Here is a 20,684-nt window from a genome sequence, read left to right as displayed (position 1 = left end):
TTTGCTCTGTCCTCGGTTTCATTCTGAAACCGAGCGCCTAAACTCTGTATTCTGATCGCCTGAGCGCGAGCGGAGTACGGAGTTTTTTCGTTGTGGCCCAGGTTATGCAGACATCCATTCGATACCCTGGGCTTTTTATTCGACAGGCCGGTTCTTGTGCAGCAAAGGTGGACATCCCCATGATGCGTCTTTGTGCTGTTTTGGTTCTTTCGCTGTTGGGCGGCCTGGTTTCAGTGCACGCCGCGCCGGCACCGCACCCCCATTGGAGCGTGGGGTTTCATCGCATGAGTTTTCTCGACCCGCTGGATGCGCAGCCGATGAAAGCCATCGCGTTCTACCCCTCCACCGATGCCGAGCGCTCCACCGCGCTGGGCGCCTACCATGTGGCGGCCAGCGAAGATGCCAAGGTGGCGATCGGGCGATTCCCGATGCTGATGTTGTCCCACGGCAATACCGGCACGCCGCTGGCCCTGCATGACCTGGCCACCGCCTTGGCACGCAAGGGCTTTGTGGTGGTGGCGGTGCTGCATCCCGGGGACAACTACAAGGACCACAGCCGTCTGGGCACTGTGAGCAATTTATATGGTCGGCCGATCCAGATCTCCCAGGCGATCACCGCCGCCTTGGCCGAGCCGATGCTGTCGCCCTTTGTGGATATCGATCAGATCGGCGTCATCGGTTATTCCGCCGGTGGCGAGACGGCATTGATCCTGGCCGGCGCCAAGCCTGATTTCGAACGTCTGCGCCGCTACTGCCAGGAGCGCCCCGAAGACCGCGATGCGTGCACCACCAAGGGCGAACTGGTGGTCGACCGCGACGATTTGCAACCCCAGGCCGACCCGCGCATCCATGCCTTGATGCTGATGGCGCCGCTGAGCTTGATGTTTGGCCGCCACACCCTGGCGGACGTGCATGTGCCGGTGCTGCTTTACAGTGGCGATGGCGACCAGTTGGTGGCCGTGGACAAGAACGCCGCCGCCCTGGCGCGCAAGTTGCCGCAGCCACCGGATTTCAAACTGTTGGCCGGGGCCGGGCACTTCGTGTTCATGGCGCCGTGTGACAGTGATCAATTGGCGAGCATGCCGGCCATTTGCACAGATGCCGATGGCGTCGATCGCGAAGGTATCCACCGTGATCTGGTCTCCGAGGCCGGGCGTTTTTTCAGCCATACCCTGGGTGAGGCCACCCGCGCCGGCTTGCAGACCGCTGATCAGTAGGCGCGACGCCTGAGCAATACGGTCAGGCCGAGCGCGCTGACCGACAGTAAGGCCGCGCAGAAGAAGATCCAGCCATAGCCGAGGTTCAACGCCACGGCGCCCATCAACGGCCCGGCAATCGCCAGGGCCAGGTCGAAAAACACCGCATAGGCGCTCAGCCCCGCGCCGCGGCTGCTGTCCGGCACTTGCTTGATCGCTTCCACGCCGAGCGCCGGGTACACCAACGACAAGCCAAAGCCGGTCAACCCGGCGCCGATCAAGGCCACGCCGGTAGACGGCGCCAGCCACAACAGCGTCAGGCCCAGGGTTTCGATCAGCATGCAGGCGATGGCGGCGGTGAACCCGCCAAACCGGCTGATGGCTGAGATAAACACCAGGCGCGAGAGAATAAAGCACACACCAAATACCGTCAGGCAATACGCCGCACCGGTCCAGCCACGATTGAGGTAATACAGGGTGATGAAGGTCGTCAGCGTGCCGTAGCCAATCGAAGCCAGGCACAGGCTGGCGCCGAATGGCGCGATACGCCCGAACACCGCCCAAAACGGCAGCCGCTCGCCACGCACCACTGGCACCGAGGGTTTATTGCGGATCAGCACCAGGCCCAACGCCGCCAACACCGCCAGGGCGAGACCGAGGCTGGTGTAGCCGTAGTCAGCCACCATCACCACGCCAAGGGGCGCACCAATGGCGATTGCGCCATAAGAGGCGATGCCATTCCAGGAGATCGAGCGAGCGGTGTGCTCAGCGCCCACGGCGCCCATGCACCAACTGATGGTCCCCACGCCAATCAGGCCCTGGGCTACGCCCAGCAGCAGGCGACCGGCGATCAGAATACCCAGGCTCACGCTCGGTAGGCTTTCCAGCAGCGTGGCGATGAAGGTCAGTACACCGCTGATCAGAATGCCGGCCAGGCCCAGTACGATTGCGCGCTTGGTACCGACGTTATCTGACATGCGCCCGGCCATCGGGCGGCTGAGCAGCGTGGCCAGGTATTGCGAGCCGATGGTCACCCCGGCAATCACGGCGCTGAAGCCCAATTGTTCGTGCACATAGCCAGGAATCACCGCGATCGGCAGGCCGATGCAGATAAAGGCAATGAAGGTGTAGAAGACGATGGAAACGATCTGCAGGGTGATCGACAAGGAGGAGGGGGCGGCAGGCATGAATACTCAATCGCTGGCGGGCGGTAAAGCATCATGGCATATCCCGCCTCCCTGTAGGAGCGAGGGACGCCTACCGTAGATCCCTGCGGGAGCGGGCTTGCCCGCTAAGGCGGTGTGTCAGTCAGTGAATCCATAGCTGAACCACCGCTTTCGCAGGCAAGCCAGCTCCCACATGGGTTATGCATGGCCCACAAAATCAGCGCCTGGCACAGTTCCCTGTGGGCTTGCCCGCGAAGGCGGTGTGTCAGTCAGTGAATCTGTAGCTGAACCACCGCTATCGCAGGCAAGCCAGCTCCCACATTGGTTATGTATTGCCCACAGAATCAGAGCCCGGCGCAGATCCCTTGTGGGAGCGGGCTTGCCCGCGAAGGCGGTGTGTCAGTCAGTGAATCTATAGCTGAACCACCGCTTTCGCAGGCAAGCCAGCTCCCACATGGGTTATGTATTGCCCACAGAATCGGAGCCCGGCGCAGATCCCTTGTGGGAGCGGGCTTGCTCGCGAAGGCGGCGTGTCAGTCAGTGAATCTTCAACTGAACCACCGCTTTCGCAGGCAAGCCAGCTCCCACATTGGTTATGTATTGCGTACAGAATCAGAGCCCGGCGCAGATCCCCTGTGGGAGCGGGCTTGCCCGCGAAGGCGGTGTGTCAGTCAGTGAATCTGTAGCTGAACCACCGCTTTCGCAGGCAAGCCAGCTCCCACACTGGTTATGCATGGCCCACAAAATCAGCGTCTGGCACAGTTCCTTGTGGGAGCGGGCTTGCCCGCGAAGGCGGTGTGTCAGTCGGTGAATCTATAGCTGAACCACCACTATCGCAGGCAAGCCAGCTCCCACATTGGTTATGTATTGCCCACAGAATCAGCGCCCGGCACAGTGCGGATGCAAAAAAGCCCTGTCACAGGGACAGGGCTTTTGCTTGCAGCTAAGTGCTGTTCTTAGAACACCACACCCTGGCTGCGCAGGTAGTCGTCATAGGTGCCGCTGAAGTCGATCACGCCGCTAGGGCTTAACTCGATAATGCGGGTGGCCAGGGACGATACGAACTCACGGTCGTGGCTGACGAAGATCAGCGTGCCCGGGTAGTTCTCCAGCGCCAGATTCAGCGCTTCGATGGATTCCATGTCCAAGTGGTTGGTCGGTTCGTCCATGATCAGCACGTTCGGCTTTTGCAGGATCAGCTTGCCGAACAGCATGCGACCTTGTTCACCACCGGAGATCACTTTGACCGACTTCTGGATTTCGTCGTTGGAGAACAACATACGGCCCAGGGTGCCGCGAATCATTTGCTCGCCTTGGGTCCATTGGCCCATCCAGTCGAACAGGCTCACGTCGTCTTCGAAGTCGTGGGCGTGGTCCTGGGCGTAGTAGCCCAGCTCGGCGGCGTCGGTCCACTTGATGCTGCCGGCGTCCGGGGTCAGTTCGTTGACCAGGGTGCGCAGCAGGGTGGTCTTGCCGATACCGTTGGGGCCGATGATCGCCACGCGCTCGCCGGCTTCAACCTGGAAGCTGAAATCCTTGAACAGCGGCTTGCCGTCGAAACCCTTGGCCATCTTCTCGACCATGACCGCCTGGCGGTGCAGCTTTTTGTTCTGCTCGAAACGGATGAACGGGCTCACACGGCTCGACGGCTTGACTTCGGCCAGCTGGATCTTGTCGATCGCCTTGGCACGGGAGGTGGCCTGCTTGGCTTTCGAGGCGTTGGCCGAGAAGCGGCTGACGAAGGATTGCAGTTCGGAGATCTGCGCTTTCTTCTTGGCATTGTCCGACAGCAATTGCTCGCGGGACTGGGTCGCCACGGTCATGTACTCGTCGTAGTTGCCCGGGAACAGGCGCAGCTCGCCGTAGTCCAGGTCAGCCATGTGGGTGCACACGCTGTTCAGGAAGTGACGGTCGTGAGAGATGATGATCATCAGGCTGGAGCGCTGGGTCAGGATGTTTTCCAGCCAGCGGATGGTGTTGATGTCCAAGTGGTTGGTCGGTTCGTCGAGCAACAGCACTTCAGGATCCGAGAACAGCGCCTGGGCCAGCAATACGCGCAGCTTCCAGCCTGGGGACACTTCGCTCATCGGGCCGAAATGCTGTTCCAGGGGAATACCCAGGCCCAGCAGCAGCTCACCGGCGCGGGATTCGGCGGTGTAGCCGTCCATCTCGGCGAACTCGGTTTCCAGCTCGGCCACGGCCATGCCGTCTTCTTCGCTCATTTCCGGCAGCGAGTAGATGCGATCGCGCTCGGCCTTGACCTTCCACAGCTCCTCGTGGCCCATGATCACGGTGTCGAGCACGGTGAATTCTTCGTAGGCGAACTGGTCCTGGCGCAGTTTACCCAGGCGTACATTCGGCTCGAGCATGACCTGGCCGCCGGACGGGTCGAGGTCGCCACCGAGGATTTTCATGAAGGTCGACTTGCCGCAACCGTTGGCACCGATCAAACCATAGCGGTTGCCGGCGCCGAACTTGACCGAGACGTTCTCGAAGAGCGGCTTGGCGCCGAACTGCATGGTGATGTTAGCTGTGGAGATCAATTACTTTACCTATCAATGGGTTGCGAGCGTGACGGCAGGTGCCTTCAGGCATGCGTCAACAGCGACATCAAGGCGCGAAACCCGGTCGCTGAACACAAAATTTGGGATGTGTGTTGGAATTTGGCGCGCATTGTCGCATATGTCAGGCGACAGTTGTATGGCGAGCGAAGGATGGTTTTGCCAAGGTCTCCGGCATGGCCAGCCACAACAGCATCAAGGCAGCGGCTGCAACCGCCGCCAACGTCAGGAACGCCGCGTTGTAGCCAGCCTGCTGCACCACGAAACCGGCCAGGCTGCTACTGAGCGCCGCGCCGAGGCCAAATACGGTGGAGAGGGCGCCCAGGCTGACGTTGAAGCGCCCGGTGCCTTGGGTCAGGTCTTTGACGATCACTGGGAACAGGGCGCCGAAAATGCCGGCGCCGATACCGTCGAGCATCTGCACGGCCACCAGCCAGTAGGGGTCGCTGGACAAGGTATAGAGCACGCCACGCAGCGGCAGTATCAGGAAACCTGCAAGCAACAGCGGCTTGCGCCCCCAGACATCGGCCTTGAGCCCGACCAGCCAGGCCATCGGCACCATCACCAACTGCGCGGCGACAATGCAGGCTGAAGTCAGCGGGGTGGCCATCTGCAGATTGATCTGCGCAAGTTTCTGGCTGACCAGCGGCAGCATCGCGGCGTTGGCCAGGTGAAACAGTGCGCAGCAGATGGCGAACAAAAACAGCGGCTGGTTGGTCAGCAATGCTTTCAGGCCCGAGGGCTGTTCATGGTCGGTGTGATGGGCCGGATCGAAACCACGGGCGACCTCATGATCAATCGCCTTGGCCGGCACGCAACTGACCGCAATGACACTGGCGACCGCCATAAAGGCCATCAGGTAGAACACCACCACCGGCCCGAACAGGTACGCCAACCCGCCGGCCAGCAACGCGGCCACGGCATTACCCGCGTGGTTGAAGGTCTCGTTGCGCCCGGTACGCCGGGTGAAGGCGCGGGGCCCGGTAATCCCCAGCGAGATGGCGGAAATTGCCGGGGCAAAGACAGACGCAGCTACGGCGCTGGCGGCCTGGGTCAACGCCACCCAGCCAAATGAGCTGACGAAGGACAGCATCAGGCAACTGCCCGTCACCAGCAGCGCAGCAATGGCCACCACCGCGCGTTTGCTGCGAGTGCGGTCGATCAGCGCACCAGCGGGGCCTTGGGTCAGCAAGGCCGCGATGCCTGCCAGGGTCATGACCACGCCAATGCTGGCCGGCTCCCATTGATGCACGGCCAGCAGATAGATTGCCAGGTACGGTCCGAGACCGTCGCGCACATCGGCGAGAAAGAAGTTCAGGCTGTCCAGGGATAAAGCGATGCGCAGGTCTGAATGACGGGCCACGGTGCGGACCTTCAAGAGCGGCGCTCAGGGGCTGAACGCGCATTGGGTTAGTGACCTGTGGGCTGGGTGATAAGTTTCGCGGTCGGGGAGGCTTTCCTCCTGCGTGCATTTAACTTACTTTCCAAAGCCCCCTGTAATGAGTTTCTGGAGAAGCAATGGACATGCCCTCAGCGCAAGAGGCGATTACCAGCAACAAAAATGCCTGGGATGAATCTGCCGGGTTACACAAAGATACCGCGACCTGGACGGCACTGCTGACCGCGGTAGCCGAGCCTGATTTTTCCTGCCTTGACCCGACCATTACCACCTTGCTGCAAGAGGTGGGCGTGGTGGGCAAGGACGTGGTGCAGTTGTGCTGCAACAACGGGCGCGAAAGCCTATCGCTGTATGGCTTGGGCGCGCGTTCGGTGGTGGGGGTCGATCAATCCCGGGCGTTTCTTGAACAGGCGCGGGAATTGGCCGAGGTCTCGCCCCATAGCCCTGAGTTCATTGAGACCGATATCCACCATTTGCCCGAGCGTTTGCAGGCACGGTTCGATATTGCCCTGGTGACCATTGGCGTGCTGGGCTGGATGCCGGATGTGGCGCTGTTCATGCGCCAGGTTGCCAGTGTGCTGAAGCCCGGGGGCACGCTGGTCATGTACGAAACCCATCCCTTTCTCGAGGTGTTTGACCCCTGTGGGGCCAACCCGATGCAGCCTGCCAGTTCTTACTTTCAGCGCGAGCCCTTTGTACTGCAGGAGGCAATTGTCTATGAAGGGAAGGATGAACGGCCCGGGCCGACCTCCTATTGGTACGTACATACCCTGGGCAGCGTGGTCAGCGGGGCTATCGCAGCGCAGTTGCAGATCGCCCATTTGCAGGAATACCCGCATTGCAACCGGGAAGAACTTTACGAACAGTATGAGCATCAGGCCGCGCAACTGCCCTTGTGTTTTACCCTGACAGCGACCAAACGTGATGGCTGATCAAGGTTTGCGCAGGCAAAAAAAGGCCCGCGAGGAGAGGGCGGGCCAAGGGATTCACTGGAGTAGGTAGGCTTCACCCTATAGGTGGAAAAGTGAAGGCCTTGTGAAAATGCCGTGATCAAATCGGATGACGTGTAGGAGCGAGCTTGCTCGCGAAGAACGCTAACGATTACGCGTGTTGCCTGAATGAACGCAGCGTCTGTGAGTTTTTCGCGAGCAAGCTCGCTCCTACAGAGGGGCATTCATGAGCGCCGTACGAAGGTGCGCATGGTTTGCCCAGGGCCGGTGCTGAACACGGTGGGCCTGGGCATGCCTTCATCCGCTGCGATAAATACGAAATCATCGCCGTCGAGCCGGTAACTGGCGGGGAGCTGCTTGCCTGCGTCTTCGCCAATGGCATCTGTCCAGGTAATGCTTTTGGGCGTGGTACTGGCGTCCAGCTCGAACCGACCCGCCAATAATAGTTCGCCACTGACCGTGGTCACTTCGAAGCGATCCCCTGCAATGGTCGTGATCGCGCCTGGCGCGCTGTGGGCATCCACGGGGTTACGCACGCCACTGTCTTCAAGGGCTGTTTGTTCCCAAGTGCCTTGCAATGCGTGAAAGTCCGAGGCTGAAAGCGGTGACATGCAAACTCCTTATTGCTGTTCAAAAAAATGTTCAATTGTATTAAGGCTGACACTGTCCCAGAGGTAGGCGAAATTTTTTTCTTTATAAGACAGGTATTTGACAGCTTTTTCATGTTGTATTGACTACGCTTGCAACCAGATCAGTCTGACATGGCTGTGTCATTTGGCTTACTCACCGAAATGAATCCGAAATAATCCCTAAGTCTGTGGGATATTTCAGGGGGCGGAGTGGTCACATCGCCATTGGTCTGCCGTATCCAGGGCGTTGTCCCTGATTTTTGAAGTCTTTTAGACTTCTGAGAATGATGGCCTTTTAGTATTATTTTAAGGTGTTCTTATTTTGAATCGTACTTCCCCGCTTCCGCCTTCCGCAGCGTCTGATGAAATTGATTTGTTTGAATTGTTTCACGCCATCTGGCGACAAAAAAAGCTGGTGGTCGGGTGTACGCTTCTGGCCGGGGTATTAGGCGCAGGTTATGCCTTCCTGGCACCCAAGACGTATGAAGTCAGCAGTGTGTTGCGGCCTGCGGCAATCAACGAGCTAGACGCCTTGAACCGTTCGGAAGTGTATAAGTTGCCGCCTGCCGATGCGTTGCTCAAAGTGGGCGCACAGCTGGACTCTTATGATGCGCGCCTGGGGTTCTTCAAGGACCATGAGGAGTTGTTCAAGGCGTTCAAGAAACCGGGGCAAACCCTTGAGCAGAGCTTTGAGGCGTTCAACCGCAATTCGGTCAATCTGATTTTGCCCGATCCGAAGAAATCCGATTCGTTGAGCAGCTATATTCGTCTGGAGCTGCAATACCCGACCGACGTCGACGGTGTTGCGATTCTCAACGGTTTTGTGGACTACGCCATTGCCGCCGAGCGTCAGCAGGTGGGTGCTGACCTGAAGGTGATCGTCAATAACCGTTTGAGCGAGCTCAAGGGCAAGATCGACGCCGCCCGCGCCAACTACGATACCGATAAAGAATCCAAGATCGCCAAGCTGCTGGAAGCCGACCGGCTCAAGCGTGCTCAACTGCAGGATGAACTGAGCGCTTTGCGCCTGCAGATGAAGATGGAACGCACCAACCGCCTGGCCGAGTTGGCCGAAGCCATCAGCATTGCCAAGTCCATGGGCATCCGTACACCGACAACGCCGTCCTCTATGGCCGACTCCACCCGCACGGGTTCGAGCCAGGTCATGCGTACCGAGGTGAACAACCAGAAGATCCCGCTGTATTTCATGGGGACCGAGGCATTGGAAGCCGAGCGCGCTGCATTGCAACAGCGTACCAGCGATGACTTTACCAACCCGCGCATTGCCGAGATCGGCAAAGAGCTGCAACTGCTGGAAAGCAACCGCGAGGTTGAGGTGCTGCGCAAGCGTGGCAATGAAGACATCTTCTTGCAGGACGTCGAGCCGCTTCGCGCTGAGGTCGCCAGGTTGCGTGGTTTGAACATCGACATGAGCAACCTCAAGCTGGTGACGATTGACCGTCGAGCCCAGGAGCCTCTGTCGCCGATCAAGCCGAAGAAGCCGCTGGTCATCGCGTTGAGCCTCGTCGGCGGCCTGTTGCTGGGCCTGATGATTGCGCTGATCCGCTACTTCGTTCGCAGCCGCACCCAGGCCGTCCCCTATACGGCATTAGGCGATCGCCGCGAGGGTAACGATTCGCCGCTGTAACCCTGCAAACGGCCTCAAACAGGCAGGCTTAAGGGCCTGCCTGCTCCTACCCCCAGCACACTCAGTAGACAGCTTTTCACAATTCTTAGTTAACCTTTGGTTACAAAGTGTGGCTAAATAACTGCCAATGGTGGCACGCAGGCGGTTATCCCGCCGGCCGTGTTGCCTGTATGTGAATTGTGATTTCAGGTGCTGCTTAACCATCCTCGGCCGTTGTGGGCCCGCAGGAGCAGCCTGTTCTCTCCCTGACGTGTGACGAATCCCTTGAAACTCATCATTGTTGCTCTCTACGTTGCTTCCATTGCGTATGTACACCTGCGCGGTCGGGTGCGACACAAGCTGGGTCGCCAGCTTAGCGATCACTCGACGTTCCTGGCGCCGATCAACTGTTTCCTGTACCTGTTCTCCAAGCAGCCCAGCCGTCCCTATCTCTCACCCAGCGACTTTCCGGACCTGAGCCCGTTGCAGGAGCACTGGGAAGAGATCCGCGAAGAAGGCCAGAACCTGATGCGAGCGGGGGAGATCAAGCGCTCGGAGCAATATAACGACGTAGGCTTCAACTCGTTCTTCAAGACTGGCTGGAAGCGCTTCTACCTCAAGTGGTACGGCGACAGTCACCCGTCGGCGATGAAGCTGTGCCCACGCACCACCGAACTGGTGCAGAGCATCGGCTCGATCAAGGCGGCGATGTTCGCCGAGCTGCCTCCGGGCTCCAAGCTGGTGCGTCACCGTGACCCGTACGCAGGCTCCTACCGTTATCACCTGGGGCTGGATACGCCTAATGACCCAGGCTGCTATATCAACGTGGATGGTGAAAACTATTACTGGCGCGACGGTGAGCCGGTGATGTTTGACGAGACTTACATTCACTACGCGGAAAACACCACCCAACAGAACCGCATCATTCTGTTCTGCGACATTGAACGGCCGATGAAATACCGTTGGGCGGCAGCGTTCAACCGTTGGTTCAGCCGCAATGTAATGGCGGCCGCGGGTTCGCCCAACGACGAGGGCGACAAGACCGGCGGCCTCAACCGGGCCTTCACCCGCCTTTACAAGATTCGCTTGCGTGGCAAAGAGCTCAAAAAGCGTAATCGCACGCGCTACTACCTGGAAAAGTGGGCGATCTTTGCCGGTCTGGCGCTGATCTTCATTCTTATCTGACCTGGCTCAGGGCGCGGATCACTCAGGGGGTTGCGCGCTCAGCTTGTCCCACATCTTTTTGCTGATCTTCTGCCGATTGGCATAACCGGCCCACGGGTCGTCCTTCAACGCTTGTAGCCGCTGATGCAGGTTCGCCACTGTCCACTGCTGGGCGCCGCGCAACCCCTTCAACTCCTCTCGACTCACCGGCACCGACACTGGCAAGCCAGGGCGTGCCCGCACTGAATACGCCGCCACAGTACTGGCGCCACGGGCGTTGCGCAGGTAATCGATAAAGATCTTGCCCACGCGGTTCTTGGGGCCGCTGGTGGCGGTAAAGCGTTCGGGCAGTTGGCGGGTCATGAATTGGGCAATGGCTTTGGCAAATGCCTTGACGGTGTCCCAGCCATCGCGTCGGGCCAACGGCACGATCAAATGCAGGCCCTTGCCGCCGCTGGTTTTGACGAAAGCTTGCAAGCCCAGTTCATCGAGTACCGACAGGGTCAGTTGGGCGGCTTCCAGCATGGCTTTCCAGGGCAGGGCCGGGTCCGGGTCGAGATCGAGAACAAACAGGTCAGGCGTTTCGATCTTGTCTGCGGTGGCCCCCCAGGTGTGAAACTCGATCGTACCCATTTGCACGGCGCCGACCAGGGCATCCACGCTGTCTATTTCCATCAGGCGCGCATGACCTGGATCCAGCGCCGGGTCCAATTGCTTGATGTGCGGGATTGCCATGCGCTCTGAGTGCTTCTGGAAGAACTGCTCACCTTCAATACCTTCCGGCGCCCGCAACAATGACACGGCACGTCCACGCAGGAAGGGCAGTATCCATTCACTGATATCGGTGTAGAACTGCGCCAGTTGCTGTTTTTGCGTGCCGCTGTGCTTGTCGATAATGCGATCGGGGTGAGTGATTTTCACGTTCTTCACCGTTGCCTGGGCTTTACCGGCTTTCGATGCCCCGGATGCCTTGACCGACTTGGCCGCACGCGGCTGTTCATGAATGATCTGCGAGGCTGGCTTGTCGGTACGCAGGCCCACAAACGCGGCCTGGCGCACCACGCCTTCACGGGTCCACTCGGCAAATTGCACTTCGCCTACCAGGCTCGGCTCAACCCAGTGCACGCCACGGGCCTGGGCACGGGTCAGCGGCTTTTGCAGTGGCGAGTCCTTGCGCTCAAGCGGGGTGAGCTGGGCATAGATACTTTTCAACGCCGCCTGATCAAAGCCCGTGCCTACGCGCCCGGAATAGACCAGGCCGGTGTCATCGTTGACCGCCAGCAGCAGCGCACCAAAGCCGCTGCGCGAACCTTGGGGGCGGGTGTAGCCGACGATCACGAATTCCTGGCGTAGACGGCATTTGAGCTTGATCCAGTTGTCACTGCGCCGCGACACATAGGGGCTGCCGGCACGCTTGCCGATCACACCTTCGAGCGCCAGGTCACAGGCGCTTTCGAAAATATCGCGCTGGCTGGCGGCAAAGGCTTCGGAAAAGCGCAGCAGTTTGCTTCGGCTGCCGGACAGTGCGGATTTAAGCGCAGCACGACGCTCTTCGACCGGGTCTTCGCGTTGGTCGCGACCGTTCAAGAACGGGGCATCGAACAGGTAATAGACGATGTCCAGGCTGCGGCCGATATCGAACGCGTTTTGCAGCGCCTGGAAATCCGGCAGCCCGTCGCCATTGAGGCTGACCACTTCGCCATCGAGCCAACTGTCCTTGAGCTTGAGGGCTTGCAAGGCTTTGCACTGACGCGGCAGGCGCTCGGTCCAGTCGTGGCCGTTGCGGGTGAACAGCCGTACTTCACCGTCGCGAATGCGCGCCATGATGCGGTAGCCATCGAACTTGATCTCGTAGCGCCAATCACCTTCGGGCGCCCGGTCCACCAGGGTTGCCAATTGAGGGGCGAACTCATCCGGCAGGGCAGCGGTACGCTTGGGCGCTTTGGCTTTTGGCGCGGCCTTGGGTTTGGCCTTGGCCTTGGCCGTGGCTTTTGGCTTACCCACCACCGCATCGCTGAGCACGCTGGCGGGTTCGGCCTCGACAATATCGAATTCAGCCGCCGGGCGCGCTTGCTGATCGTTTTCCTTGATCAACAGCCATTGCTCCTTGTCGCCGCTGCCCTTGAGCCGGGTTCGTACCAGAGCCCAGTCACCGGAGAGCTTCTCACCGATCAGGGTGAATTTGAGTTTGCCCGCCGCATAGGCCTTGCGCGGGTCATCGTGGGGTTGCCAGATGCCTCGGTCCCACACGATTACATCCCCCGCACCGTATTGGCCGGCGGGAATGCTGCCCTCGAAACTGCCGTAGCTCAGTGGGTGGTCTTCCACATGCACCGCGAGGCGTTTCTGGCTCGGGTCCAGGCTCGGGCCCTTGGGCACCGCCCAGCTCAACAGCACGCCATCAAGTTCCAGGCGAAAGTCGTAATGCAGGTTGCGCGCATCGTGCTTTTGAATCACAAAGCTTAGGGCCGAGGCTTTACGTTTGCTGGGTGAGCTGCCGGCGGGTTCGGCGGTGATCTTGAAATCACGCTTGCGGTTGTACTCGCTCAGGGGCTTTGCCATGTTGTGCTCCCGTCAATGGCAGGCTCAAGAGGCCTTGTTATTGGACTTTTTCGCGGTGCTCTTTTTCGCCGCAGGTTTACCCGCCAGGCTGCGTTTGAGCAGTTCGGTCAGGTCGATGACATCGGCGGACTTGCGCTCTTCACCGCCTTCGGCCGTTTCCACGTCTTCGATCTTGCCGGCCTTGGCCTTTTTCGCTACCAGTGCCCGGATCTTGTCCTGGAAGCTGTCACGGTATTCATCGGGCTGCCAGTCGGCGCTCATGTCTTCCACCAGGCGCTTGGCCATGTCCAATTCACCTTTGGCCAGGGTCGGTTTTGTCACATCGCTGCCCAGTTCCAGTTCATCCAGGCTGCGCACTTCGGCGGGCCAGCGCAGCATGACCAGCACCAGGGCCGACTCCAGCGGCATCAACGCAGCCAGGTGTTGCTTGGTGTGCAGCACCACGTTGGCTAGCGCGACCTTGCCGGTTTTTTTCAGCGCTTCGCGCAGCAGGGCATAGACCTTGCCGCCGCGTTTATCCGGAGCGAGGAAGTAGGGGGTGTCGATGTTTTGCAGGGGGATCTGGTCGCTGGCGACGAAGGCGATGATTTCGATGGTCTGGGTGGACTTGGGGTGGGCCGAGCGAATCTCGTCTTCGCTGAGCACCACGTAGCGTCCTTTTTCAAAGGCCACGCCCTTGACGATATTTTCCTTGGTGACTTCCTTGCCGGTGGTTTTATTGATGCGTTTGTAGCCCACCGGGTCCATGCTGCGCTTGTCCAGCCAGTCAAAGTCGACGCCTTGTGAAGAGGTCGCCGAGACCAGCGATACCGGGATGTGAACCAAGCCAAAACTGATGGCGCCTTTCCAGATTGCCCGTGGCATAGGTGTGATTCCTCAACGAAGAGCCTGTGTGCTGGTGACTCGCAGCGCAGGGCAAAAGTTTCGGCGGATAGATGCTCGGACAGATCGTGTTACACCTGATGAGAAACTATTTAGTGTCACAACCCGAACCCACGGCGTAGCGTGTTATCGAAAGCACGTAGTACCTGGCATAGAGAGGTTTGGCCATGAACCCTTGTGTACGTCATCTTGCAGCACTGGCGCTGGGCCTGGCCCTTGCGCCGTTGGCCCAGGCGCAAAACCTGCCGGGCCGCAGCAGCGACCACGGCCCTATTCACCGGGCCAACCCCAATAGCATGCAGGGCACCCAGCCCAATGCACCGGCGGTTCGCAGTATCCAGCCTGTCCCGGCCAACCCGCGGCCGACGCTGGAAAACGGCGGCATCGGCAACCGCTACCCCAAGCAGGAGGCGGCACCCAGCCGTCCGGCCACCGCACCCAAAGCGCCCACCTATGATGCCAACGGCAATCGCCGCTAAGGATTTCGCCTTATGTTCGTACGTAAAACCCTGCTAGCCGCCCTGTGCGCCGCCGCGTTACTGCCGTTGAGCGCGGTGTATGCCGCCGATAGCCAACAGTTCCCCAGCGAGCAAGGCAGCATCACCGCAACACCGATCGCCAAGGGCCTGGACCATCCGTGGGCGTTGGCGTTTCTGCCCGACCAGCAAGGTTTTCTGGTGACCGAACGGCCTGGAAACCTGCGCTTTGTCAGCCCGGACGGCAAGCTGTCTGCACCCTTGAAGGGCGTGCCGCAGGTATGCGCCAAAGGGCAGGGCGGGTTGCTGGATGTGGTGCTGTCACCAGACTTCAAGCAGGACCGCCTGGTGTACCTGTCGTACGCCGAAGGCGGTGGCGAGGGCGGCAAGGCTGGCACTGCCGTAGGGCGTGGGCGCTTGGCAACTGACCTGAGCGGCTTGGAGGACTTTAAGGTGATTCTGCGCCAGGAGCCCAAGCTGTCTACCGGCAACCATTTCGGCTCGCGCCTGGCCTTTGACCGGGACGGCTACCTGTTCGTGACCCTGGGTGAAAACAACGACCGCCCCACGGCCCAGGACCTGGACAAGTTGCAAGGCAAAGTGGTGCGCATCTACCCGGATGGGCGCGTGCCGGATGACAACCCCTTTGTCGGTCAACCCGGCGTGCGTCCCGAGATCTGGTCCTACGGGCAGCGCAACCCGCAAGGGCTGGCCCTGAACCCGTGGAGCGGCACGATCTGGGAAAATGAACACGGGCCCCGTGGCGGCGACGAAGTCAATATCATCGAGCGCGGCAAGAACTACGGCTGGCCGTTGGCGACCCATGGCATCAACTATTCCCTGCTGCCGATTCCCGAAGCCAAGGGCAAAACGGCAGAGGGCACAGTGGCGCCCCATCATGTGTGGGAGAAGTCGCCGGGCATCAGTGGCATGGCGTTCTATGACGGCGACCGGTTCAAGGCCTGGCAGCACAACCTGTTTATCGGTGCGCTAGTCAGCCAGGAGCTGATTCGGTTGCAGTTCGAGGGCGACAAGGTGGTCCACGAAGAACGCTTGCTGGGCGAATTGAAAGCGCGGATTCGCGATGTGCGACAGGGGCCGGATGGGTTTCTGTATGTGCTGACGGATGAGGATGACGGCGTGTTGTATCGGGTGGGGCTGAATCAGGATTAATTGTAGGAGCGAGCTTGCTCGCGAAAAACGTCAACGATAACGCGGGCTTCCTGAATCAACGCGGCGCCTGCGAGTTTTTCGCGAGCAAGCTCGCTCCTACAAATAGGGTTATAGCCCCAGTTCTGACAGGCCCGGATGCCCATCCGGGCGCCGGCCCAGCGGCCAATGGAATTTGCGCTCGCTCTCCTTGATCGGCATATCGTTGATGCAGGCAAAGCGGTTGGCCATCAAGCCGTTCTCATCGAACTCCCAGTTTTCATTGCCGTACGAGCGAAACCAGTTACCCGAATCATCGTGCCATTCATAGGCGTAGCGCACGGCGATGCGGCTATCGGTAAAAGCCCACAGTTCTTTGATCAGTCGATAATCCAGCTCCTTGGCCCATTTACGGGTCAGGAACTGCTTGGCTTCTTCGCGGTTATGGGCAAATTCAGCGCGGTTACGCCAGTTCGTATCCAGGGTGTAGGCCAGGGACACGCGCTGCGGGTCGCGGGAGTTCCAGCCGTCTTCGGCCAGGCGGACTTTTTCGATGGCAGACGTGCGGGTAAACGGCGGCAGGGGCGGACGGACTTCTTTTTGGGCTGACATGGGCTACTCCTCAAAGCAATAAAGGTTGGGTTTAAAGTTGCCTGGGCTGTGGGTTTACAGTTGCAGTAAGGTTTGCGCCATGCATTGCGCATTATCGGCAGCTGTTGAATCACCCATGACCAGGGCAACGGTAATGGCGCCATCGATCAGGATCAGCAGTTGCGCGGCCTGCTGCTCCGGGTCGGGTGTGCCATTTGCTTGGCACAGTTCAAGTGCGTACTCGAACAGTTTGCGTTTATGGGCCTTGGCCAACAGGCGCACCGGGTCTTGGGCGTCGCCAGTTTCGCCACTGGTATTGATAAAAGCGCAGCCGCGAAAGTCTGCCGAGCCGAACCAGCGCTTGAGCGCGCTGAACAGCCCCAGCAGGCGCTCGCCGCTGTCGTCACTGCGTTCCACTTCGCTGCGCAGCCACTGCATCCAGCGTTCGTCGCGGCGTTGCAGGGCGGCCACCACTAACTCATCCTTGTTGGCGAAGTAGCGGTAGATACTTTTTCTCGACACACCGGCGGTTTTCACCAGTAAGTCCATGCCGGTGGCAGCGATGCCGTGGCGATAGATCAACTTCTCGGTGACGTCGAGGATGATGTCGCGGGTTTCATTCTGGGTTATATCGTTCATGTCGGGTACAGTAGAACGATCGTTCTTCATGGTCAACAGGGTTTTTTAAATTACCCACCGCGAGACCTGAGCAGCCTCATGGTGTAAGCTTTGGGCCTCTTCGGATTCGACCCATTGCGAGCCCTATGCCGTCGTTCTTCAAACGCTCCCTGTTGCCCAAGCTGCGCGGTTTTCCGTTGTCCAACGAGGCCATTGAGGTGCTGCCCAGCGCCGACGCCTATCGTCGCTGCCTGCTGGAGAAAATCGCCCAGGCCACGCGGCGTATCTACATCGTTGCCTTGTACTTGCAGCAGGACGAGGCGGGGCAGGAAATCTACGACGCGCTACACGCCGCCAAGGCCGCACGGCCTGAACTGGACATCGTGGTGATGGTGGATTGGCTGCGCGCCCAGCGCGGGTTGATCGGCGCGGGCAAGCAACCGGGCAACAGCGCCTGGTACCAGGCGATGACCCAGCGCCACGCCACCGAAGTGCCGGTGTACGGCGTGCCGGTGCAAACCCGCGAGCTGTTCGGCGTGTTGCACCTCAAGGGTTTCGTGATCGATGACAGTGTGCTCTACAGCGGCGCCAGCCTGAACAATGTGTACCTGCACAAGTTCGACAAATACCGCTTCGACCGTTACCACCTGATCCATAGCCAACCCTTGGCCGATTCGATGCAGCACCTGGTGGAACACGGCCTGGTAGCGTCCAAGGCCGTGCATCGCCTGGACCTGCCGAACCCGCCCACCACCCGCAGCTTGCGCAACGACATCGGCGACCTGCGCAGCCGTCTCAAGCATGCGACCTACGACACCACGGCCGGGCTATTGCCCAACGGCCATCTGTCGGTCAGCCCCTTGCTGGGCGTCGGCAAGAACAACCCGTTGAGCCGGGTGATCCTCGAACTGATCGCCAGCGCCCAGCAGCAACTGACTATTTGCACGCCGTATTTCAACCTGCCATTGCCGGTGACCCGTGAGATCAACCGCGCCCTGGCACGCGGCGTGAAGATCGACATCGTGGTGGGCGACAAGACCGCCAACGACTTCTACATTCCGCCCACCGAGCCTTTCAAGGTGATTGCGGCGTTGCCGTACCTGTACGAGATCAGCCTGCGACGCTTTGCCAAGCGGCACCAGCCGATGATCAACAGCGGCCAGTTGAACCTGCACTTATGGCGCGACGGCGATAACACCTACCACCTCAAGGGCATGTGGGTGGATGAGCGCTACACCTTGCTCACCGGCAACAACCTCAACCCTCGGGCATTTCGCCTTGATCTGGAAAATGGCTTGCTGATCGACGACCCTCAAGGCCAATGGCTGGAGCCGCGAAGCGCCGAGCTTGCGAATATTTTCCAGCACACCACGCGTATCCAGGGTTACCAGCAATTGCAGACGCTGGTGGATTACCCGCCCGCTGTCGGCAAGTTCCTGCGGCGTGTCAGCCGGGTGCGGATCGAGCGCTTGCTGTATCGCATTCTCTAGCTGAGCAACGTGCCCGCAAAAAAACACCCAGCCCCTTCGACAGGGACTGGGTATTTTTTTGTGCGCGGCAGTTAGTTCAAACCCAGCTTGCCGCGCAGGGTCGAGAGGTCTTCGGCCAGGGTGTTGACCGGGCCGACCAACGCCTTGCGGTCGTTGTCCTTGACCTTGTCATAGGTCTCAAAGCCGCCGTCCTTGGTTTTGTACTTGGCCAGGATCTTGTCGACGCTGGCAAAGTTCTTGTCGACTTTGGCCAGGAAGGCCTGGTCCTGCTGCCCGATCTGGCCACGGAACAGGTCGACGATTTTTTTCGCGCCGTCGATGTTGCCCTGGAAGTCGTACAGGTCGGTATGGCTGTAACGGTCTTCCTCACCGGAGATTTTGGTGGCCGCGACTTCTTCCAGCAACGCAGCGGCACCACCGACGACTTTCTCCGGCGGGAAAGTCAGGCCATCGACGCGGGTCTTGAGGTCATTCACATCGGCGTTGAGCTTGGCGGTCAGCGCTTGCAGGCCCTGGGTCGAGTTCTGCGAGAACAGCGCATATTCAATGCGGTGAAAGCCGGTGAAGTCTTCCGCCGTCACGCCTTTTTCATGGTCGTCGACACGCGAATCGATGGACGCGTCGAGGTCGCTGAACAACTCGGCGATCGGCTCGATGGACTCATAGTGCACGCGAGTCGGCGCATAGAGCTTCTTGGCCGTGGCCAGGTCGCCCTTATTGATGGCGTCGGTGAACGCCTGGGTCTGGGTGACCAGTTCGCCGATTTCTTCGGTGACGTAGATCTTGTAATCCGACACCGGGCCCACCAGGTCCAACGGCGCAGTACCGGCGAAGCTTGCCAGTGGCGAAAGGCTGAGTAACAACAACGCGATAGACGACTTCTTCATGGGAGACATTCCGCTCTGGTGTGTTTTAGGTCTTGGCAGGTTCGTGAGGGTGCGTTGCAGCCAGCAGCGTGCGCCCGATGAAATCCTTGGGCCCGGTGACCCCGGGCAAGGTGAAGAAATACCCGCCACCCACGGGCTTGAGGTACTCCTCCAGCGGCTCGCCGTTGAGCCGGGTTTGCACGCTGATAAAGCCTTTCTCCAGGTCAGCCTGGTAGCAGATGAACAACAAGCCCATGTCCAGTTGACCGTTTTTGTTGACGCCGTTGGAGTAGTTGAACGGCCGCCGCAGGATCAGGTTGGCCTGGGTCTGCGGGGTGCGCGGGTTGGCCAGGCGGATGTGGGCATCGAGCTTGGTCAACTTGCCTTCAGGGTCCTTGCTGTAGTCCGGGACCTGGGTTTCATGCTGGCCGTCCATGGGCGCACCCGTGGGTTTGACACGGCCGATGATGCTTTCCTGTTCTTGCAGCGGGGTGCGATCCCAGCGCTCGACAAAGTTACGGATGATGCGCACGGCCTGGTAACTGCCATGGGCGGCCCAGGCCGGTTCGTCGCTGGTGGGCTGTACCCAGACGATCTGGTCCATGGCCTTGTCATCGTTGGAATTGGGGTTGGCCGAGCCATCGCGAAAGCCCAGGAAGTTGCGCGCACTCTGCGCCGGTTCACCGGGTTTAGTCGGTGCCTGGGGCGGCACGCTGCCTTCTTGCTTCCAGCGCACCAGCAGCAGGTCGGGCAGGTTTTTGACGATGTCGCGCAGGGCGTGGATATTGGTGTCCGGCGTGTTGGAGCTGAACTGCAGGCTCAGGTCGCCATGGCACTGCGCGGGCTCCAGCGCATCGTTGGGAAAACCGACCATGCGGCTCAGGCGCTTGGGTTTGGCTGCCGCGAGGCCGAAGCGTTCGTCGAACAATGACTCGCCGACCGACACGGTGATGGTCAGGTTATCTGGCGTGACCACCGGGCCAAGGATGCCGGAATCGGTAGGCGGTAATTTCGGGTCGACCTGGGGCACGGTGCCGCCGGTCATCAGGAACGCGATGCGCTCGTTGAGGGTGCGGAACAGGCGTTCCAGGTCTTCGCGGTCGCTGGCCAGCACATCGAACGCCACGACCATGCCGCAGGCCGGGCGCGGGGTGACGATGCCGCTTTGGTGCTTGCCAAAAAACGCCTGGTGGTCCTGGGTTTTGTCACTGCGCGGTGCGGTGGTGACTTGCTCAGCCGCTGCAGCCATCGCCGGGCAGCTCAGGCTGCTGCCGGCAATCGCAGCGCCGGTGGCCGCCATGCCCAACAGGACGCGGCGACGTTGGAGGTCAAACTGTTCTGTATCACTCATGTATGCG

Annotated in this window: 17 protein-coding genes; 7 read left to right on the top strand and 10 right to left on the bottom strand. The window is 59.9% G+C overall.

Annotated elements, in window-relative coordinates:
- Positions 1–179: 179 nt before the first annotated feature.
- Complete coding sequence (locus PSH76_RS14110) at positions 180–1,217, top strand: dienelactone hydrolase (protein WP_098951605.1); 1,038 nt, start codon at positions 180–182, stop codon at positions 1,215–1,217.
- Here the strand turns inward: PSH76_RS14110 and PSH76_RS14105 are convergent.
- The 3 genes from PSH76_RS14105 to PSH76_RS14095 form a co-directional block, all read right to left on the bottom strand.
- Positions 1,211–2,383, bottom strand: coding sequence for an MFS transporter (locus tag PSH76_RS14105; RefSeq protein ID WP_305494340.1), 1,173 nt, complete (start codon positions 2,381–2,383; stop codon positions 1,211–1,213). The genes PSH76_RS14110 and PSH76_RS14105 overlap by 7 nt on opposite strands.
- Positions 2,384–3,318: 935 nt before the next feature.
- Positions 3,319–4,905 (bottom strand): ABC-F family ATPase, encoded by a 1,587-nt coding sequence (locus PSH76_RS14100; protein WP_003191057.1) that lies wholly within the window; start codon positions 4,903–4,905, stop codon positions 3,319–3,321.
- Between the two features lie 142 nt (positions 4,906–5,047).
- Entirely contained in the window at positions 5,048–6,286 is a 1,239-nt protein-coding gene (locus tag PSH76_RS14095) for an MFS transporter (RefSeq protein WP_305494339.1), read from the bottom strand.
- 155 nt (positions 6,287–6,441) lie between these two features.
- Here PSH76_RS14095 and PSH76_RS14090 point away from each other — a divergent pair, with 155 nt between their 5' ends.
- Positions 6,442–7,254 (top strand): bifunctional 2-polyprenyl-6-hydroxyphenol methylase/3-demethylubiquinol 3-O-methyltransferase UbiG, encoded by an 813-nt coding sequence (locus PSH76_RS14090; RefSeq protein WP_305494338.1) that lies wholly within the window; start codon positions 6,442–6,444, stop codon positions 7,252–7,254.
- A gap of 242 nt (positions 7,255–7,496) precedes the next feature.
- Here PSH76_RS14090 and PSH76_RS14085 read toward each other — a convergent pair whose 3' ends face one another.
- Positions 7,497–7,883: a TIGR03067 domain-containing protein gene (locus PSH76_RS14085; RefSeq protein WP_032892003.1), complete on the bottom strand. Its 387-nt coding sequence runs from the start codon at positions 7,881–7,883 to the stop codon at positions 7,497–7,499.
- 340 nt (positions 7,884–8,223) lie between these two features.
- On the opposite strand from PSH76_RS14085, the gene PSH76_RS14080 reads away from it, so the two are divergent.
- Together PSH76_RS14080 and lpxO are read left to right on the top strand one after the other, a co-directional pair.
- A complete protein-coding gene (locus tag PSH76_RS14080; protein WP_169856816.1) occupies positions 8,224–9,549 on the top strand; it encodes a Wzz/FepE/Etk N-terminal domain-containing protein in 1,326 nt (441 codons plus the stop codon).
- 264 nt (positions 9,550–9,813) lie between these two features.
- The gene (gene lpxO / locus PSH76_RS14075; protein ID WP_003191066.1) at positions 9,814–10,713 is read left to right on the top strand and encodes a lipid A hydroxylase LpxO; all 900 of its coding nucleotides are present in this window, start codon (positions 9,814–9,816) and stop codon (positions 10,711–10,713) included.
- An 18-nt stretch (positions 10,714–10,731) separates the two neighbouring features.
- Here the strand turns inward: lpxO and ligD are convergent, their stop codons facing one another.
- Together ligD and PSH76_RS14065 are read right to left on the bottom strand one after the other, a co-directional pair.
- The gene (gene ligD / locus PSH76_RS14070) at positions 10,732–13,254 is read right to left on the bottom strand and encodes a DNA ligase D (RefSeq protein ID WP_305494337.1); all 2,523 of its coding nucleotides are present in this window, start codon (positions 13,252–13,254) and stop codon (positions 10,732–10,734) included.
- Positions 13,255–13,278: 24 nt separating this feature from the next.
- Positions 13,279–14,118 carry a Ku protein gene (locus tag PSH76_RS14065; RefSeq protein ID WP_003191069.1) on the bottom strand — a complete coding sequence of 280 codons (840 nt, stop codon included), beginning with the start codon at positions 14,116–14,118 and terminating at the stop codon, positions 13,279–13,281.
- A gap of 185 nt (positions 14,119–14,303) precedes the next feature.
- On the opposite strand from PSH76_RS14065, the gene PSH76_RS14060 reads away from it, so the two are divergent.
- Positions 14,304–14,615, top strand: a complete 312-nt coding sequence (locus PSH76_RS14060; RefSeq protein WP_032892000.1) for a hypothetical protein — start codon at positions 14,304–14,306, stop codon at positions 14,613–14,615.
- A 12-nt stretch (positions 14,616–14,627) separates the two neighbouring features.
- Positions 14,628–15,785 (top strand): PQQ-dependent sugar dehydrogenase, encoded by a 1,158-nt coding sequence (locus PSH76_RS14055; protein ID WP_305494336.1) that lies wholly within the window; start codon positions 14,628–14,630, stop codon positions 15,783–15,785.
- 108 nt (positions 15,786–15,893) lie between these two features.
- On the opposite strand, the gene PSH76_RS14045 is transcribed toward PSH76_RS14055, so the two are convergent.
- Entirely contained in the window at positions 15,894–16,373 is a 480-nt protein-coding gene (locus PSH76_RS14045; protein WP_305494335.1) for a nuclear transport factor 2 family protein, read from the bottom strand.
- Positions 16,374–16,427: 54 nt separating this feature from the next.
- Positions 16,428–16,991 (bottom strand): TetR/AcrR family transcriptional regulator, encoded by a 564-nt coding sequence (locus PSH76_RS14040; protein WP_305494334.1) that lies wholly within the window; start codon positions 16,989–16,991, stop codon positions 16,428–16,430.
- A gap of 125 nt (positions 16,992–17,116) precedes the next feature.
- Between PSH76_RS14040 and pssA the strand changes: the two genes are divergently transcribed.
- Complete coding sequence (gene pssA / locus PSH76_RS14035; RefSeq protein WP_305494333.1) at positions 17,117–18,460, top strand: CDP-diacylglycerol--serine O-phosphatidyltransferase; 1,344 nt, start codon at positions 17,117–17,119, stop codon at positions 18,458–18,460.
- Positions 18,461–18,531: 71 nt separating this feature from the next.
- On the opposite strand, the gene efeO is transcribed toward pssA, so the two are convergent.
- Both efeO and efeB read right to left on the bottom strand, forming a co-directional pair.
- The gene (gene efeO, locus PSH76_RS14030) at positions 18,532–19,347 is read right to left on the bottom strand and encodes an iron uptake system protein EfeO (protein ID WP_098951590.1); all 816 of its coding nucleotides are present in this window, start codon (positions 19,345–19,347) and stop codon (positions 18,532–18,534) included.
- Between the two features lie 25 nt (positions 19,348–19,372).
- On the bottom strand, positions 19,373–20,677 hold the full coding sequence (efeB, locus tag PSH76_RS14025) for an iron uptake transporter deferrochelatase/peroxidase subunit (RefSeq protein WP_305494332.1): 1,305 nt from the start codon (positions 20,675–20,677) through the stop codon (positions 19,373–19,375).
- Positions 20,678–20,684 lie beyond the last annotated feature (7 nt).

Source organism: Pseudomonas sp. FP215, assembly GCF_030687795.1.
Taxonomy (GTDB): Bacteria; Pseudomonadota; Gammaproteobacteria; order Pseudomonadales; family Pseudomonadaceae; genus Aquipseudomonas; species Aquipseudomonas salmasensis.
Note: the sequence above shows the minus strand (reverse complement) of the source record. Positions and strands in the feature narration are given on the sequence as shown.

What these genes read in the sequence shown, in the direction of transcription:
- PSH76_RS14085 (WP_032892003.1), bottom strand. Translation starts at nt 7,883, where the DNA reads ATGTCACCGCTTTCAGCCTCGGACTTTCACGCATTGCAAGGCACTTGG.
- PSH76_RS14090 (WP_305494338.1), top strand. Translation starts at nt 6,442, where the DNA reads ATGGACATGCCCTCAGCGCAAGAGGCGATTACCAGCAACAAAAATGCC.
- PSH76_RS14055 (WP_305494336.1), top strand. Translation starts at nt 14,628, where the DNA reads ATGTTCGTACGTAAAACCCTGCTAGCCGCCCTGTGCGCCGCCGCGTTA.
- PSH76_RS14065 (WP_003191069.1), bottom strand. Translation starts at nt 14,118, where the DNA reads ATGCCACGGGCAATCTGGAAAGGCGCCATCAGTTTTGGCTTGGTTCAC.
- PSH76_RS14045 (WP_305494335.1), bottom strand. Translation starts at nt 16,373, where the DNA reads ATGTCAGCCCAAAAAGAAGTCCGTCCGCCCCTGCCGCCGTTTACCCGC.
- PSH76_RS14110 (WP_098951605.1), top strand. Translation starts at nt 180, where the DNA reads ATGATGCGTCTTTGTGCTGTTTTGGTTCTTTCGCTGTTGGGCGGCCTG.
- ligD (WP_305494337.1), bottom strand. Translation starts at nt 13,254, where the DNA reads ATGGCAAAGCCCCTGAGCGAGTACAACCGCAAGCGTGATTTCAAGATC.
- pssA (WP_305494333.1), top strand. Translation starts at nt 17,117, where the DNA reads ATGCCGTCGTTCTTCAAACGCTCCCTGTTGCCCAAGCTGCGCGGTTTT.
- PSH76_RS14040 (WP_305494334.1), bottom strand. Translation starts at nt 16,991, where the DNA reads ATGAACGATATAACCCAGAATGAAACCCGCGACATCATCCTCGACGTC.
- PSH76_RS14060 (WP_032892000.1), top strand. Translation starts at nt 14,304, where the DNA reads ATGAACCCTTGTGTACGTCATCTTGCAGCACTGGCGCTGGGCCTGGCC.
- efeO (WP_098951590.1), bottom strand. Translation starts at nt 19,347, where the DNA reads ATGAAGAAGTCGTCTATCGCGTTGTTGTTACTCAGCCTTTCGCCACTG.
- efeB (WP_305494332.1), bottom strand. Translation starts at nt 20,677, where the DNA reads ATGAGTGATACAGAACAGTTTGACCTCCAACGTCGCCGCGTCCTGTTG.
- PSH76_RS14105 (WP_305494340.1), bottom strand. Translation starts at nt 2,383, where the DNA reads ATGCCTGCCGCCCCCTCCTCCTTGTCGATCACCCTGCAGATCGTTTCC.